Source organism: Brevundimonas sp. LPMIX5, assembly GCF_003576505.1.
In the GTDB taxonomy this organism is placed as follows: domain Bacteria; phylum Pseudomonadota; class Alphaproteobacteria; order Caulobacterales; family Caulobacteraceae; genus Brevundimonas; species Brevundimonas naejangsanensis.
In genome coordinates, this window is record NZ_QWTZ01000004.1 from 156,549 (window position 1) to 172,538 (window position 15,990).

17 protein-coding genes and 1 tRNA gene are annotated in these 15,990 nt (G+C 68.0%); 15 read left to right on the forward strand and 3 right to left on the reverse strand.

Features of this window, described 5'->3' with window-relative positions:
- Positions 1 to 34 precede the first annotated feature (34 nt).
- Positions 35 to 649 (reverse strand): malonic semialdehyde reductase, encoded by a 615-nt coding sequence (locus D1604_RS05825; RefSeq protein WP_119412596.1) that lies wholly within the window; start codon positions 647 to 649, stop codon positions 35 to 37.
- A 171-nt stretch (positions 650 to 820) separates the two neighbouring features.
- Between D1604_RS05825 and D1604_RS05830 the strand changes: the two genes are divergently transcribed.
- The 9 genes from D1604_RS05830 to D1604_RS05870 all read left to right on the forward strand — a co-directional run bounded on the left by D1604_RS05830 (position 821) and on the right by D1604_RS05870 (position 7,161).
- On the forward strand, positions 821 to 1,150 hold the full coding sequence (locus D1604_RS05830) for a YbaB/EbfC family nucleoid-associated protein (RefSeq protein WP_024355094.1): 330 nt from the start codon (positions 821 to 823) through the stop codon (positions 1,148 to 1,150).
- Positions 1,150 to 1,752: a recombination mediator RecR gene (gene recR, locus D1604_RS05835; RefSeq protein WP_003166828.1), complete on the forward strand. Its 603-nt coding sequence runs from the start codon at positions 1,150 to 1,152 to the stop codon at positions 1,750 to 1,752. Before D1604_RS05830 ends, recR begins: the two co-directional genes overlap by 1 nt.
- A 60-nt stretch (positions 1,753 to 1,812) precedes the next feature.
- Entirely contained in the window at positions 1,813 to 3,027 is a 1,215-nt protein-coding gene (locus D1604_RS05840; protein WP_119412597.1) for a DNA recombination protein RmuC, read from the forward strand.
- 80 nt (positions 3,028 to 3,107) lie between these two features.
- Positions 3,108 to 3,551, forward strand: coding sequence for a hypothetical protein (locus tag D1604_RS05845; protein ID WP_024355091.1), 444 nt, complete (start codon positions 3,108 to 3,110; stop codon positions 3,549 to 3,551).
- 10 nt (positions 3,552 to 3,561) lie between these two features.
- Entirely contained in the window at positions 3,562 to 3,759 is a 198-nt protein-coding gene (locus D1604_RS05850; RefSeq protein WP_025976128.1) for a helix-turn-helix transcriptional regulator, read from the forward strand.
- Between the two features lie 41 nt (positions 3,760 to 3,800).
- Entirely contained in the window at positions 3,801 to 4,760 is a 960-nt protein-coding gene (locus tag D1604_RS05855) for a TraB/GumN family protein (protein WP_119412598.1), read from the forward strand.
- A gap of 94 nt (positions 4,761 to 4,854) precedes the next feature.
- Positions 4,855 to 4,929, forward strand: a tRNA-Gly gene (locus D1604_RS05860).
- A gap of 128 nt (positions 4,930 to 5,057) precedes the next feature.
- Positions 5,058 to 5,477, forward strand: coding sequence for a TadE/TadG family type IV pilus assembly protein (locus D1604_RS05865; RefSeq protein ID WP_119412599.1), 420 nt, complete (start codon positions 5,058 to 5,060; stop codon positions 5,475 to 5,477).
- 1 nt (position 5,478) lies between these two features.
- Positions 5,479 to 7,161, forward strand: coding sequence for a TadG family pilus assembly protein (locus D1604_RS05870; protein WP_233551916.1), 1,683 nt, complete (start codon positions 5,479 to 5,481; stop codon positions 7,159 to 7,161).
- 21 nt (positions 7,162 to 7,182) lie between these two features.
- On the opposite strand, the gene D1604_RS05875 is transcribed toward D1604_RS05870, so the two are convergent.
- A complete protein-coding gene (locus tag D1604_RS05875; RefSeq protein ID WP_119412601.1) occupies positions 7,183 to 8,538 on the reverse strand; it encodes a M23 family metallopeptidase in 1,356 nt (451 codons plus the stop codon).
- A gap of 401 nt (positions 8,539 to 8,939) precedes the next feature.
- On the opposite strand from D1604_RS05875, the gene D1604_RS05880 reads away from it, so the two are divergent.
- From D1604_RS05880 to D1604_RS05895, 4 genes are all read left to right on the forward strand, one after another.
- Positions 8,940 to 12,065 (forward strand): intermembrane phospholipid transport protein YdbH family protein, encoded by a 3,126-nt coding sequence (locus D1604_RS05880; protein WP_119412762.1) that lies wholly within the window; start codon positions 8,940 to 8,942, stop codon positions 12,063 to 12,065.
- Positions 12,066 to 12,153: 88 nt separating this feature from the next.
- Positions 12,154 to 12,342: a YnbE family lipoprotein gene (locus D1604_RS05885; protein ID WP_003166838.1), complete on the forward strand. Its 189-nt coding sequence runs from the start codon at positions 12,154 to 12,156 to the stop codon at positions 12,340 to 12,342.
- 19 nt (positions 12,343 to 12,361) lie between these two features.
- Positions 12,362 to 12,721, forward strand: a complete 360-nt coding sequence (locus tag D1604_RS05890; protein ID WP_119412602.1) for a YdbL family protein — start codon at positions 12,362 to 12,364, stop codon at positions 12,719 to 12,721.
- An 8-nt stretch (positions 12,722 to 12,729) separates the two neighbouring features.
- On the forward strand, positions 12,730 to 13,038 hold the full coding sequence (locus tag D1604_RS05895) for a hypothetical protein (protein WP_119412603.1): 309 nt from the start codon (positions 12,730 to 12,732) through the stop codon (positions 13,036 to 13,038).
- Between the two features lie 4 nt (positions 13,039 to 13,042).
- Here the strand turns inward: D1604_RS05895 and D1604_RS05900 are convergent, their stop codons facing one another.
- Positions 13,043 to 14,203 (reverse strand): DNA cytosine methyltransferase, encoded by a 1,161-nt coding sequence (locus D1604_RS05900; protein ID WP_119412604.1) that lies wholly within the window; start codon positions 14,201 to 14,203, stop codon positions 13,043 to 13,045.
- A gap of 97 nt (positions 14,204 to 14,300) precedes the next feature.
- On the opposite strand from D1604_RS05900, the gene D1604_RS05905 reads away from it, so the two are divergent.
- Both D1604_RS05905 and D1604_RS05910 read left to right on the forward strand, forming a co-directional pair.
- A complete protein-coding gene (locus D1604_RS05905) occupies positions 14,301 to 14,765 on the forward strand; it encodes a COG3650 family protein (RefSeq protein ID WP_119412605.1) in 465 nt (154 codons plus the stop codon).
- Positions 14,766 to 14,847: 82 nt separating this feature from the next.
- Positions 14,848 to 15,981 carry an acyltransferase family protein gene (locus D1604_RS05910; RefSeq protein ID WP_119412606.1) on the forward strand — a complete coding sequence of 378 codons (1,134 nt, stop codon included), beginning with the start codon at positions 14,848 to 14,850 and terminating at the stop codon, positions 15,979 to 15,981.
- The last annotated feature ends 9 nt before the right edge of the window (positions 15,982 to 15,990 follow it).

The following is a 15,990-nucleotide window of genomic DNA, read 5'->3' on the forward strand; positions in this document are numbered from 1 at the left end:
TAGTTTCCGCCCCAGTCGATGGGGAGGAGGGGCGTTACAGGATCTGCGCGGCTTCCTCGAAGTCGAGGCGGGGCGAGCGCGGGAACAGGTTCTCGTCCGTGCCATAGCCCAGGTTCATGATGAAGTTCGGCTCGACATTGCCCTCGGGGAAGAACTCGGCCTTCACGCCTGCCGGGTCGAAGCCTGACATCGGACCGACATCCAGACCCAGCGCCCGCGCGGCGATGGTCAGATAGCCGCCCTGCAGCGAGGCGTTGCGGAAGGCGGCCTCGCGTCGGCCGGCCTCGTCCAGGAACCAGTCGCGGACGCCCTGGGCATGCGGAAACAGCTTGGGCAGGGTGTCGTGGAAGTCGATGTCCTGGGCGATGATCAGGTTGACCGGCGCGGCCAGGGTCTTGGCCCGGTTGCCCTCGGCCATGTGCACGGACAGACGCGCCTTGGCTTCCGGCGAGGTGACGAAGACGAAACGGGCCGGGGTCATGTTGACCGCCGTCGGGCCGAACTTGGTCAGGTCGTACAGCTTGCGGATCAGCTCTTCGGACACCGGCCGGTCGCTCCAGCCGTTGCGCGTACGCGCTTCGGTGAACAGTTGGGCCAGAACGGCGTCGGCGACCGGAACGTCACGGGTGGAAAGGGCGTCAAAGGCCATTACGGCTTCTCCAGAAACTGATTGGTAACTTCAGGTGTGGCTAATTAGGGAGAGGCGGCGAAGGCGTCAAGGGATCGGCCGATGATTTTCTGCGAAATATCTACAGAGACGGGCGGGCGCTTTCTTCGCCGGGGTCTGGAGCCGCGCGGCGCTTGGCCCTATCTAAGGGGCATGAAAGATCTCAACGCCCTGATGCAACAGGCCCAGGCGATGCAGCAGAAGCTGCAGGACGCCCAGGCTAAAATGGCCGAATCCACTGCCGAGGGCACCTCGGGCGGCGGTCTTGTGACCATCGCCCTGAAAGGCCCCGGCGAAATCACCTCGGTGAAGATCGACGACAGCCTGATGGCCCCCGGCGAGGGCGAGATTCTGGCCGACCTGATCGTCGCGGCCCACGCCGACGCCAAGCGCAAGCTGGACGAGGTCAACAACGCCCTGATGCGCGAGGCCGCCGGCCCCATGGCCGGGATGAACATCCCCGGAATGCCGAAACTCTTCTGATGGCCGCCTCCGCCGGGCCGGAAATCGAACGGCTCATCAGCCTGCTGGCCAAGCTGCCGGGCATGGGGCCGCGCTCCGCCCGGCGCGCGGCGCTGGCCCTGTTGAAGCGGCGCGAGCAACTGCTGGTCCCGCTGGCCGCCTCCCTGGCCGAGACGGCGGACAAGGTCGTCAACTGCTCGGTCTGCGGTTCGCCCGACACGCGCGATCCCTGCTCGGTCTGTTCGGATCAGACACGCGACAACGCCCTGATCTGCGTGGTCGAGGAGGCCGGCGCTCTGTGGGCCATGGAGCGATCGGGCGCCTTTCGCGGCAAGTATCATGTGCTGGGCGGCCTGCTGTCGGCGCTGGACGGCGTCGGCCCCGAACAGCTGCGCATCGCCGAACTGATCGGCCGCGCGAAAGGCGGCGAGGCGAGGGAGGTCGTTCTGGCCCTGCCCGCCACGGTCGACGGCCAGACCACGGCCCACTATTTGGCCGAGCGCCTGTCGGCGGCAGGGGTGCAGGTCACGTCCCTGGCGCGCGGGGTCCCCGTCGGCGGCGAGCTGGACTGGCTGGACGACGGCACCATCATCCAGGCCCTGCGCGCGCGTCGCCCGGCCTGAAGCCGCTCCCATCGGGAGTGATAACTTCCAACCGCCACCGACTCCCGCTAGGAACGGAGCATGAACACGCTCGAACTCATCCTGCTGGTCGTCGCGCTCATGGCGGGCGGCGGTTTCCTGTGGGCCTATATGGGCTGGCAGAAGGCGCGCGGCGCGCTCGACGCCGCCGACGCCCGGCTGGAGCTGATGGAGGAGAGCCGCGACTCCATGGCCGAGTTTCTCAAGGCCCAGGCCTCGCAGTCGGCCGAGGCGGTGGCGACCAAGCTGGTCGCCCGCGCCACCGAGACCTTTCAGGCTCAGGATCGCGTCGCGCGCGAACGGATGGAGGCCCATCTCAAGCCGGTCTCGGAAACCCTCGCCAAGTTTCAGCAGCACGTCACGGCGCTGGAAAAACAGCGCGCCGATGAGACCGGCGGGCTGAAGGAGCAGCTCAACCTGCTGATGGCCGCCTCCACCGCCACCCGCGATGAGGCGCGGCGCCTGACCGAGGCGCTGAAGGGCAACACCGGCCGTCGCGGCCGCTGGGGCGAGCAGACCTGCCGCAATGTGCTGGAAGCCGCAGGCATGGCGGGCCGCTTCGACTTTGAGGAGCAGAACTCTTCGGCCACCGACGAAGGCCGCCAGCAGCGCCCGGACTTCATCGTCAAACTGCCCGGCGGCGGGATGTTCGTCATCGACGCCAAGGTGTCGCTGGCCTTCGCCGACGAGGCGGACGGCGACGAGGAAGCCCAGGCTCGCGCCATGTCCCTGCGCACCGCCGCCAGCATGAAGACCCATGTGCGCCAGCTGTCATCCAAGGCCTATCAGGACCAGTTCAAACCCAGCCCCGACTTCGTCGCCATGTTCGTGCCCGGCGACGCCTTCCTGGCCGCCGCGCTCGATCATGAGCCGGACCTGATGACCACGGCGATGGCCTCGCGCGTGGTCATCGTCACGCCCACCACCCTGTTCGCCCTGTGCAAGGCGGTCGCCTATGGCTGGCGCGCCGAGGAGCAGGCGAAGAACGCCGAGGACGTCGCCAGGCTGGGCAAGGAGCTCTACAAGCGGCTGTCGGTCATGGGGGGCCACGCGGCTTCGGTCGGCAAGGCGCTGGATGCGGCCGTTTCCCGCTACAACCAGTTCGTCGGCTCGCTGGAGAGTCAGGTCATGGTCTCGGCGCGCCGCTTCGAGGACCTGAAGGTCGACCACGAAGGCAAGGAGCTGCCCGAACTGAATGCGGTCGAACAATCCCCCCGCGCCCTCAGCCGTCCGGAGTTACTGAACGCCCCGGAGTGACGTCGGAATGTGACAAACACGCTTGACGTTCCGCGCTGGGACTGACAAACAAACTTGTCTGTTTCTGTTTGAGAGCGCTGATGTCGTTCAAATCATTCAAACCGCTGGGAGTTCGCGGCGCCCTGCTGGTGTTCGCCGTCTCCCTGGGGCTGGGCCTGATCGGCGGCGTCCTGGGCGTCATCCTGTCCGAACAGCCCGGCGTGGCCGGGTTCGCCATGACCGCTGTGATGCTGAGTCTGGTGATGGCGGCGGCGCTGTCGATCTGCGTCTGGTGGTGGCGTCATCTCGATGAGGCTGCGCGTGAGGCTCACAAATGGGCCTGGTTCTGGGGCGGAACCAGCGGCATGGCGGTCGGCGCGGTGCTGCTGATGGCCCTGTCGCTGCGCCGGGACGAAGTCGTCCTGCCTCAATGGGCCGGCGAGACGCCGCCGGAGCTGCTGTTGAACGGCATGATGGCCATTCTGCTGTTCCAGCTCGCCGGCTACGGCCTGGCCTGGGCCTGGTGGTGGCTGGGACGCCGTTGAGGAGGACGCCGTGAAGAACCGCCTCAAGGTATTGCGCGCCGAGCGCGACTGGAGCCAGGCGCACCTGGCGCAGGAACTGGGCGTGTCGCGCCAGACGGTGAATGCGCTCGAAACCGGCCGCTATGACCCGTCCCTGCCGCTGGCCTTCAAGATCGCCCGGCTGTTTGAAATGCCCATCGAGTCCATCTTCATCGACGAAGAGGGCTGACGCGCCATCCGCTTTTTCTGCGACCCCTTGGGAGTCTGACCATGATCCGCCGCCTTTGGAGCCGCGCCTCCGTTTCCGTCGCCGCCTCGACCGCAGTTCTGGCTGCCGCCCTGCTGGCGCCGACCACGCCCGCCTTCGCCCAGGCGGCGCCCGCCGCCGTCGATCCCGCCGCGGTGGTGGCCGCTCCGGCCGGATCGGGTCCGCGCCTGTGGGTGGTGAAGGACGAGGATTCGACCCTCTATCTGTTCGGCACCGTCCATGTGCTGAAGCCCGAGACGCCTTGGGGCAGCGCCAGGCTGGACCGGGCCTTCGTCAGCGCCGACGAATACTGGTTCGAAATCGCCGATCTGAACGATGTGGCCGGCGCCGTGCCGATCTTTCAGGCCAAGGGCGTGTCGCCCGACCGCCCCCTGTCCAGCCTGCTGACGGCTGAAGAACTGGCCGACCTCGACGCCGCCGCACGCCAGGTCGGTTCCACGGGGGCCGCCCTGGATCCCTTGCGCCCCTGGTTCGCGGCCCTGCAACTGGCGATCGCCAGCATCAGCAAGGCCGGTTATCTGCCGCAGAACGGCGGGGATCAGGTGCTGCACGCCCGCGCCGCCGCCACCGGCAAGCCGATCAAGGGCTTTGAGACCATGTCGCAGCAGATCGGCTTGATCGCCGACATGTCCGAAGAGGCGCAACTGGCCATGCTGCGCTCCGGCCTGAAGGAGTTCGATCAGGCGCCCGAGTTCCTGGGTCGCATGGTCGGCGCCTGGTCGACCGGCGACGTTGATGGCCTTGACGCCCTGATCGGCCGGGAGATGAAGGACCAGTCTCCGGAGATGTACGACGTCATGCTGACGCGCCGCAACGCCGACTGGACCCAGCAGATCATGACCCTGCTCGAAGGCTCAGGCACGGCCTTCATCTCGGTGGGCGCGGGCCATCTGGCAGGCGCCGACAGCGTCCAGGCCATGCTGGCCAAGCGCGGCGTCAAGGTCGAGGAAGTGCGCGACTAGGCTCGTCGCCTGATCTGAGAAAAATCAGGGGCCCGGTTCGCCGGGCCTTTTCTTTTGCTCCGCGCCCTATATCTTCCGCGCTCGCCTAGGCGATGCGGGTATAGTTCAGAGGTAGAACGTCAGCTTCCCAAGCTGAATGTCGCGAGTTCGATTCTCGCTACCCGCTCCAACACTTCGCCAGCGCTTTCTCCAGCACGCAGAGCTCCGACGCAGCGGTAGGGCGCGCGAGTTGTTCAGCGCCTACATTCTCCTTTAAGTTGTGTTTCGCATGATCGCTGCTCAGTCAGGAGCGCGACGATGCAGAAGGCGTGTGGTTCTGGTGTAGCGGGCAGGCGTAGAGGCGCGGCGGCGATCGAGTTCGCTATCGTCGGTCCCTTCTTCCTGCTGCTGGTCGTCGGCATGATCGTCTACGGCGGCTGGTTGTGGATGGCCCATTCTGTTCAGGCGGCGGTGTCGGAGGGCGCGCGCGCGGCGGTCGCGGGGCTAGATGCAGTCGAACGGGAGCAGTTGGCCCGTGATGGGGTCGCGGGACATCTGCGCAATCTGGGACTGAGGAGCGTGGACGCTACCGTCGAGACCAGCGTTGACGGTCGGTTTTTCCGCGTCGTGGTGGCCTATGACGCCGGTCATCACCCTCTGATGGCCCTGGCCCCGCTGACGGTGTCGCCGCCCAAGGTCATCCGTCGCGCCGCCGTCATTCAGATCAATGAGGTCTGAGATGGCTGGTTCGAAGACTGTACGCAATCTGATCGCCCGTCTGGGACGAAACCGGCGCGGCGGGGTGACGATCATGTCGGCGGCCGCCGGCGCGCTGATCTGCGTCAGCGCCGCCCTGGCGGTCGATGTGGGAATGGTGGTCCTGAAGGGGCGGGAGTTGCAAGGCGCAGTCGATCTGTCGGCGCTGGCCGCCGCGGGCTCGCTTCAGCACGCCGAAGCGGCGGCGGAGGCGACGGCGCGGGCCAATCTGGCGGATATCGCGACCCTGAGCGTTCAGACGGGTGTCTATACGCCGGACCCCAGGCTGAAGCCGTCGCAGAGGTTCGTCGCGGCCGCAGGGCAGGTCAACGCGGCGCAGGTGACGGCGACGGCGCCCGCCCCCTTGTTCTTTGGCCGCGTCGTTCTGGGGCGTGATGCGGTGTCGGTCACCAAACAGGCTACGGCCGCGCGGCCCGGCGGCGCGCCGACAGCCATGTTCTCGATCGGGTCGCGGCTGGGGTCGGTTGACGGGGGGCTGGCCAACAGTCTGTTGTCGGGCCTCTTGGGAGGCCGCGTGTCGCTGACCCTGATGGATTACAGAAGCCTGCTCGACGCCCAGGTCAGCCTGTTGCAGTTCTCGGACGCGCTGGCGGCGGACCTGGGGGTGACGGCGGGGGACTATGACGCCCTGCTGAAGCAAGAGGTCGAGACGGGGCGTGTCCTGCGCGTGCTGGAGCGGATTGCAGGCTCGGGGCCCAGCAGCGCGCTGAGCAAGTTGACGGGCGCACCCGCGGACGCCCGTTTGAAGCTCGGCGACCTGATCGGCGTGGAGGCCGACGCCCGTCAGGGATTGCGTGAGCGGTTGAACGCCCAGGTGTCTGTCTTTGACCTGCTGATGGCGACCCTGCAAACGGCGAACAAGGAACGCCAGTTGGCGCTGGATGTGGGCGCGCGGCTCGGCATCGCCGACCTGGATGTCATGCTGGCCATCGGCGAGCGACCGAACCGGTCGCCCTGGCTGACGGTGACCAGCAAGGGCGAGCCGATCATCCGCACGGTGCAGACGCGGCTTTATCTTGAGGCGACGACCGCCAAGGCCCTGTCGGATCTCACCGCGATCAAACTTCCTGTCCTGATCGAAGCGGCGAGCGCGGAGGCGCGGCTGAAGCAGATCGACTGCGGCCCCGGGCCCGGCGTAACGCTGGAGGTCAAGCCGGGCGTTGCGCGGGCGGCGATCGGCGCCGTCGACAAGACCAAACTGCGGGAGTTCAAGTCGAAACTGAACGTCACGCCTGCGCCTCTGGTGTCGGTCCTGGGGCTGCTCGGTATCAAGGTGGCGAATGTGACCGGCCGGGCGGACATAGAGGCGGCCGACCCTGATTGGCGCCAGGTCCGCTTCACCGCTGCCGATATCGGCGCGGGCGAACCCAGGACGGTGGGCTCGAAACAGTTCGGCCAGGGGGTGATCGTGAGCCTGCTGACGAAACTGGACCTGAAGGTCGAGTTGCTGGGGGGGCTGATAAGTTTGCCGGTCAGCGAACTGTTGGGGACCGTTCGGGGATTGTTGACGCCGCTAGGCCCCGTTCTGGACGGGGTGATTCAGCCCCTGCTGGAGCTTCTGGGCGTGCGTCTGGGCGAGGCGGACCTGTGGGTCCACGGCGTGCGGTGTCCGAATCAGGAAGGCGCGCCGCAACTGGTCGGTTGAGGCGCGACTGTCGCCCGGCGATCAGCCTTCGGCGGGACGCAGGCCGTTGGCGGCCTGTTGCACGGCGGCGGGGCGGCGCTGGCCGCCGGCGGCGATGATGCGGTCGATGCGGGCCTTCTCGGCGCGGAAGGCGTTCAGGTCGTCGCCCGCCAGGACGGTGCCTTCCTGGGTCTTGATGCCCGAGGGATTGATCCGCTGGCCGTTACGCCAGATTTCATAGTGCAGGTGCGGTCCGGTCGAGGCGCCGGTCGAGCCGACATAGGCGACGACCTGGCCCTGGGTCACGCGCTGGCCCGCGCGCATGCCCGAGGCGTAGCGCGACAGGTGGCCGTAGCCGCTTTCCAGACCGTTGGCGTGGCGGATGCGCAGCCAGTTGCCGTAGCCGCCCCAGCGGCGGGCCTCGACCACCACGCCGTCGGCGGGGGCCACGACCGGGGTGCCGGTCGATGCGGCGAAGTCCATCCCCTGGTGCATCTTGCGATAGCCCGAGATCGGGTGGGTGCGGACGCCGAAGTTGGAGCTGACGCGGCGGAAGTTCTGCAGCGGCGTGCGCATCATGGCGGTGCGCGTATTCTTGCCGGTGGCGTCGAAATACTGAGCCGTCTTCGAGCCCGCGGGCTGGAAGCGATAGAAGGCGTGGCCCTTCAGCTCTGCATAGAGGAGTTCGCCGGTCTCGACGGTGCGGCCCGATTCGGTGACCTTGCGGTCGAAGACGAGGGTGAATTCATCGGCGGCGCGCACGTCGCGCTGCATGTCGAACTTGTGGGCGAACAGCTGGCTGGCGCGGCGCACCACGGCCGAGGTCGCGCCCAGTTCGCGGGCGCTGGCGGACAGGGAGCGCTGAACCTTGTCGTTGGCGACGACGGTTTCCTCGGTCACCTTCTCGTCGAGCGAGCGCAGGCGAAGCGCGCCGTCGAAGCTGCGCGACACGGTTAGCTGGCTGGCCGGGCCGGTGCGCATGGTCAGGCCGATCAGGCGGGCGTCGCCCATGCCGCCGCGCGGCTTGGACACGGCGGTTTCAAAACGCAGGCCGGCGCGCAGGTCCTTGAGGTCGAAGGCGCTGGCGACGGTGTCGGCCACGGCGCGGGCTTCCTCGGCGCCGACGCCGGTGCGGCGCACGGCCTGTTCGAACGTCTCGCCGCGACGAATCTGCACGGGAATGGCTTCGGGGGTGGTCATGCCGGCCGGAGCGGCGGCGGCGGCGTAGGCCTGGGCTTCCAGGAATTCGATCTGTTCCGCCGTCAGAGGGGGAACCTCCTCGGCCTTCACCTGTTCAAACCCTCGACCCGCAAGCAGGGCGATGCCGACGGCGGCGCAGGTGGTCAGCAGGTGCGGCGCAAGCCGAACAGGCTGGCGGCGAGGATCGAACTGAGCCATGGGTCCCCGGCGAATCGACGACGCGTGCTGCGCCAGACCAGTCGAAATTAGGTCACGTCGGACGTCCCCGACCGACAGTGAAGCGAGCCGTATAGCCCGCCTGATCCATGTTGGGAAGCGGTCAGGTTACATTCGGTTAACTTGGCGGGGGATTGATGAAGTATTTCGACGTTCGCTGCGGTCTTGTCGTGAATCTTCGCCATTTTTAGGGTCTGATCGTCCTGTAGTGGCGATGATGACACGGTATAGTTGTCGCAAGGCAACGACTGTCATCGTGGCGCATTTTGTGGCGTTGTCGCCTTCAACCGTTAGATGATGATCGTCCCGCGACCTTGACCGAAGACGCCGATCCTTCCTCGCCGCGCGAGCGACCTCGCAAGCCTTCCCCTATGCGGGCCCTGATGAAGGGCGCCGGGGTCGCCCTGATGGTGATTCTGGTGCTGGCGGCGGCGCTTTATCTGAACCGCCGGGCGGCGGCGCGCGAACTGCTGGTCGGCTGGCTGGAGCGCAAGGGCATCGACGCCGACGTCGAGGTCGAGCGGTTGGAGGTCAACGGCTTCGTCGGCAGGATCTCCATCGGCGATCCCAATAATCCAGATTTCAAGGTCGAGCGGGTCGAGGTCGATTACGCCGTGGGCCTGCCCTGGTCGAAAGCCGGGCTGGGCGTGACGCCCAGTCGGGTGCGGCTGGTTCGGCCGATCGTCCGCGCGGCGTGGAAGGACGGCAAGCTGTCTCTGGGCAGTCTGGACCCTCTGGTCGAAGAGTTCACCGGCAAGCCGCCCAAGCCGGATTCGCGCGCGCCCCTCGTCATCGTCGAAAGCGGTCAGGCGCGCATCGACACGGAATACGGGCCGGTTAATCTGCTGGCCGACGCGCGCATCGACAACGGCAAGCTGATGCGTCTGTCGGGCCGTATGCCTGCGGCCTCGCTCAAGAGCGGCGGGATCGAGGCGCGCGGTCTGGGCGGCGTGGTCGAGGCGACGACGACCGGCGATCGGCTGGCGATCGCGCTTGATCTTCAGGCGGAACGGTTTGCAGCTGGGGATCAGGCTAGCGGCGAGGGCGCGGTCCTGCATCTGAAAGGCGACCTGCCTTATCCGGACATGAAGACGCGGCGCGGCGACGGGCGCATCGCCCTGACCGGCCGGTTCTCGGCCGATGCGGCGAGCGGCGCCGGGGTCAGAGCCCGCACGATCGGCGCCGACCTCAGTTTCGACGGTCAGGTCTCGGGCTGGCTCAACAAATACGCGCTGACGGGCAAGGGGCAGGCGACGGCCACGGCGGCCGCTGTCGCCGGCGAGGGGCTACAGGCGAACGCGTTCGACCTTCGTCTGACGGACGCCGATCTGTCGGTGTCCGGCGGCGTCGATGCTGCCGAAACGCGGTGGCGGCTGGCGACCCCGGCGCGCCTCAGCGCCGGTTCGGGCCGGGCGGGCGACACGCGGCTGGAGGGGCTGAACCTGACCTCGGCCAGCCTGCGCGCGGGCGGCCACGGCGATGCGCTGGAGGTGCAGGGCCCAGTGACGCTTCAGGCGCGCTCCGTGCACGCCAAGGACTTCAACCTGCGCAGCGCCAACGGCGCGCTGGATGTGGATATCGTGCGCGACGCCGTGACCCGCATCGATGTTCAGGGCGCGCTCAAGGTCGATCATGCCGCCGTGACCTCTATGGGCGCGCCGACGGCGGACGACCTGCCGGAAATGGCCGAGTTGAAGCGCGCCCTGGGCGACTTCGCCCTGAACGTTCCGCGCATCCGCCTGGCCAGCGACAACGCCGGACTGGAGCTGAGCCTGCCGCAGCCGATCACGGCGCGCCCGGCCAACGGCGGCGAGGTGCGGCTGGAGGCCCACCGCAAGCCCCTGTTCGCCTCGGGCGAGGGGGCAAATGGCGGCGGGGCGCTGAGCCTGACCTCCACGCGCGGCGGCGGCCTGCCGGAAGCCCGCTTTGAAGGGATCGAGTGGCGTCTGACGCGCGGCGGCTTTGCGGCGCGCCTCAAGGGGCAGGCGGGACTGGACTTCGGCCCGGCGCGCGACATCGCCTTCAGCACCCAGGGCGAACTGGCTTCGTCGGGCGGGCGGCTGACCTATACGGCCGACGACTGCATCCCATTGACGGTCGGCAAGCTGGATTTGGGCGAGAACTCGGTCGAGGCGATCTCGGGCCGGGTATGCCCTGGCGACGAGCCGCTGATCGCGGCCCAGGGCGGCGCCTGGCGCGCGCGGGCGCGTCTGGCCGATGTAGCGGCGACGGCGCCGTTTCTTGAGATGCGGTTTTCCGAAGCGGAAGGCTCTCTGGCCGTCGACGGCGCGGCCAAGGGGCTGTCGATGCGAGCCGCGATCTCCAAGGCCCAGGCGTCCGACGTCGCTGATCCGGCCCGCTTCCTTCCGCTTCAGGCCAAGGGCGAGGCGCAACTCGCCGATGAGGTCTGGACCGCCGGTTTCGATCTCAGTCGACTGGACTATGAGGTCGGCCGCATCGACCTGCGCCACGACGGGCGCCTTCAGGCGGGCGGGGCGGCGATTTCCGCGCCCAACCTGATCTTCACCGAGCATGGGCTTCAGCCCGACGACCTCAGCCCGCTGGTCGCCGACTATGTGAAGTCGCCGGTCGAGGGCTCGGCCGGGTTTGAGGGGCGGTTCGACTGGACTGCCGAGGGGGCGACCAGTTCGGGCGTTCTGACCGTGCCGGATCTGGATTTCACCAGCCCGGCGGGCAAGGTTCAGGGTCTGAAAGGGCGGGTGGAGTTCACCAGTCTGACGCCCCTGATCACCGCGCCGGATCAGAAGCTGACCGCCGACCGCGTGCAGACGGTGACGCCGCTGACCGATTTCCAGCTGACGTTCGGCCTGGACGAAAAGGCCCTGACCATCGGCGGCGGGCGGATTCAGGCGGCGGGCGGGCGCATCAGCGTCGAGCCCCTGTCCCTGCCGCTGACGCCCGGCGAGGGCTGGGGCGGGGTGATCGTGGTCGAGGGCGTGCAACTGAACGAGCTGCTGAAGAGCGCCAATCTTCAGGACAAGGCGGAACTGGACGCCGTGGTGTCCGGCCGTCTGCCCTTCACCTATGACCCCAAGGCGGGCTGGCGCATCGTCGGCGGCGTGCTGAACGGGGTGCGGCCCGGCCGTCTGTCGATCCAGCCCGAGGTGTTCGACGATCTCGGCGCGGGTGGAGGCGCGAACTCTGCCGATCTGCCGCCCAACACCATGCAGGATCTGGCCTATCAGGCCATGCAGGACCTGGCGATCAGCGACCTGACCGCCGAGGTCAACAGTCTGGACGAGGGGCGTCTGGGCGTCCGCTTCCGCATCAACGGCCGCCACGATCCGCCCGAGCGCGAACAACTGCGCCTGACCTTTATGGAGCTGATCCGCCGCGACTTCATGAACAAGAAGCTGAATCTGCCGTCCGATACGCCGATCGACCTGACGCTGGACACGACGTGGAACGCCAATCAGATCGTCTCGGACCTGCTTGAATACGCCCGGCGCGGCGAAACGCCCGTGCTGACGACGGATGAGCAGCCTTGATCGGCGGCTCCGCTTTGTTCAGAACCCGTTCACTCGCCGCAGCGTTATATGGCGGTGACTTCCAACGCCGCCTTCGGAGATCGGCCTCATGATCAGCAAGCGTCAGATCGTCGCTGCGCTCGGCCTCAGCGCCGTCAGCCTGGCCGCATGCGCGCCTACGGTGAACATCAAGTTCAGCGAGCCGCTGCAAATCTACGCCAAGCTCGACGCCGATATCCGCATCAAGCTGGACCAGGAACTGCAGAACCTGCTCCGCGAAAACCCCAACCTGTTCTGATACGAAAGGGGGCTTTGACATGACTAATCGCAAACTCTTCGTCGCCGTGGCCGCTGTGGCAGCCCTGGGCGTCGCCGCCGGCGCCGCCGTGGCCCAGACCGCCTCGCAGAAGGCTCTGGTCGATCAGGCCAAGGCCGCAGGCGCGGCGGGCGAGCAGGCCGACGGCTATGTCGGCGTGCGCACCTCGGTCGACGGCGACACCCAGGCCGCCATCAGCGCCACCAACGCCGGTCGTCGCCAGGCCTACGCCCGCAGCGCCGCCGACGCCGGCACCACGGCCGAAGTGGCCGGGGCCCGGATGTTCGAGACCCAGCTGCTGCCGCGCATCAGCTCGGGCCAGTGGTACAAGAACGCCCAGGGCCAGTGGGTCCAGCGCTGAACTGAGCCATGACAAAGACCTCCAGAGGCGGGCGGCTGTTCCGGCTTCTGCGGTCGCTGGTTCTCGCCGTCGCCATCTCGGCCGTCAGCACGCTTGGGCTGGCGGCCTATTGGCGTCTGATCGGCGGCGGCGAGATGAGCCTGCACGGCTGGATCGCCATGGGGCTGGGCGTGCTGGGCACGGTCGGCCTGGCCTGGGGGTTGATGGCCCTGGCCTTCCGGTCGGACCGCGACGGTTGGGACGACCGGGTCGATAACCATCTGGACCCCGGCATCGAGGGCTCCGAGGACCGCAAGGACGACGACCTCTATTACTGACGGTTCAGGCTGCGGCTTCGGCGCTGTCGGTCAGGGCGGGCAGGAACAGGCCGCGTGTCAGGGCCGCGACGACGGGCACGGACACGGCGTCGCCCATCAGCTTCAGCGCCGCGCTTTCGCTGGCGGGCAGGCGATAGGCCTCGTCCACCCCCATCAGCCGCGCCGCCTCGCGCCCGGTCAGGCGGCGCAGGGCGACCTGGCCATCCTCCACAATGACCACATACTGTCGCGACGATCCGCCCGACGGCGTGCGCAGACAGCCCGCCAGCCCGTCGAAGCGCAGCTCCAGCCGTTGCAGCTTCTGCCCGTCCTTGGTCCGCACCCGGCGGAAGGCGGCGCCCACGCGCCGCTCGCCCGAGGCCTGGATCGCCTCCAGCCGCGCCCGGTGCAGCGGCGACAGCATGGCGAGCAGGGTCTGCGCCTCCGCGTCGTCGAAACAGGGAACGTCAGGCTCAAGCACCGCCGCCAGATCGAGGTTGCGGCGCGGCGGCGTGTCCAGCCGCCACCAGGCCCAGTTCGCCTTCAGGGGCGCCGGCAGCCGCGCCCAGGCGGCGGTCAGGCGCGGCGAGTGGAAGGGCAGGGCGGGGCCTTTCAGGCGCGGCCCCTCGATCCCCCGCATGGCGATGATGAACAGGCGCGGCCGCGACTGGGGCAGCCACAGTTCCGCGTCCAGCTCCAGCGCCCCGACCGTGTAACCGGCCTCGACCATCGCCCCGCATACGGCGGCGAAGTCCTGTCCCTCGCCCGAGGTCAGCAGGCCGACCACGTTTTCCAGCACGATGAGGCGCGGCGCCCGACCCTCGGCGTCCAGCCCCTGCATCAGCTTCCAGAAACCCCAGAAGGCGCCTGACCGCTGCGCCTTCAGCCCGCCGCGGGCGCCCGCCAGACTGACGTCCTGACATGGCGATGAGGCCCAGCACAGGTCCGGCGCGCCCGGAACCTGATCGGGCGTCACCGTCCAGATATCGTCGTGGATCAGCGGCGTGTCCGGGTGGTTGGCGCGAAAAGCGCGAGCCTTGGCTGCGTCGATGTCATTGGCCAGAACAGTGCGGAAACCGGCGCCGCTCAGATGCAGCCCCAGCCCCGCCAGCCCGCCGCCCGCAAAGAACTCGCAGGCCGTGAGGGCGGCGCCTGCGTCTGTGGCTGGTGCGGGACGAATCGGCATGACGCCACATTAACCCAGGCGCGCCGCTTTGGCGCCTGTCTTGACGGGGGGGCGCCAAACCCTGACCTTGGCAGGCGAACCTCAGAAAGGATCGCCCATGCGCGCCGCATTCCTGCCTGCCGCCTTCTCCGCCGCCGCCCTGTCGCTGGTCCTCGCCGCCTGCTCCCAACCTGCCCAAAAGGCGCCGGAAGCCGCCAAGGCCGAGCCTCGCGCCCTGGCGGGCGTCGATCTGGACCAGCCGGTGCGCGTGCTGGGAACCGAGCCCTTCTGGGCCGTGGAGATCACGCCGCAGGCCCTGATCTATTCCGGCGTCGACCGGCCGGAGCAGAGGGCCGCCAACCCCGGCCCGACGCTTCAGGGCAACCTCGTCAGCTGGACGACGAAGACTGAAGCGGGCGCCGATCTGACCGTCACCCTGACGGCGACCGACTGTTCGGACGGCATGAGCGACCGGACCTATCCCCTGACGGCCAAGGTCGAGATCGGCGGCGAGACCCTGACCGGCTGCGCCGCCGCCACGGCCGCGATCGAGCGAGCGGGTGAAAGCGGCCGCGTCGAGTAAGGTCAAGCTGGCGCCGGGCTTGCACTGATCCCCTCAGCGCGGCCGGGCTGTCCCCGGTCGGTTCACCGGCCAGGATGGTCCCATGACGCCCTTAGCGACGCCGATCGACATCCGTCCCCTGACTTCGCTCAGGTTTCTCGCGGCCCTGTGGGTCGTGGTCTATCTGATGTGGCCCAATCTGGCGGTCGGCGGCATGCCCGCCCTGGCGGCCAAGGGTTATCTGGGGGTCGAGCTCTTCTTCGTCCTGTCGGGCTTCATCCTCAGCCACGTCTATCTGCAGGCGTTCGGCGAGAAGCGCTTCGGCTACAGGGGCTTCCTGTGGGCGCGCATCGCGCGGATCTATCCGCTGCACCTGTTCACCCTGTTCGGCGTCATGGCCCTGGGGCTGGCGGCGACGGCGGCGGGGATGGCGATCGATTCCGGCATTCTCAGCTGGAAGACCCTGCTGCCCAATCTGTTGATGCTCCACGCCTGGGGCTTCGCCGGCGAGGCGGGGTGGAACCACCCGTCCTGGTCGATTTCGGCCGAGTGGTTCGCCTATGTGACCTTCCCGCTCTTCGCCGTCGCCGCATGGAAGCTGCGTGACCGGCCGTGGGTGGCGACGGGCGCGGCGGCCCTGTTTCTGGCGGCCCTCTATGTCGGCTTCGAGCGCGTCGCGGGCTATCGCCTGACCGAGGCGACGTTCAAATGGGGGGCGCTGCGGATCGTGCCCTGCTTCGCCTATGGCTGCGCCCTTTATCTGGTCTATCGCCGGGCGCCCCTGCCGCGCGCGGGCCTTCTGGCTGCGGCGGCGGCGGTCGTGATGGCGCTCAGCGCCGCCCTGTTGAGCTGGGACGGGATCACCGTCCTGTCGGGCGGTCTGCTGATCCTGGCCCTGGCCAGCATTCCCGCAGACAAGGCGGGCCTGCTGGGATCGGCGCCGGCCGTCTATCTCGGCGAGATCAGTTATGCCGTCTATATGTTGTGCGCCCCGTGGCAGATACTGGCGGTCAATGTCGTCGCCCGTCTGACCGGCGCTGAAGACAAGCAGCTTCCCTTGGTGTTGTGGCTGGCGATCATCGCCGGACTGATCGTCGCCGCTGCGATTGTTCATCGGTTGATCGAGCGCCCGGCCCGCAGTTTCCTGCGCGGATGGGCGAAACGGCGCCGATCATCTGTGGATCGACGGGGGAAACAGTCGGAAACAGTTCTTCAACATTCTGACCCTATCGTCTAAGGCTTGTCC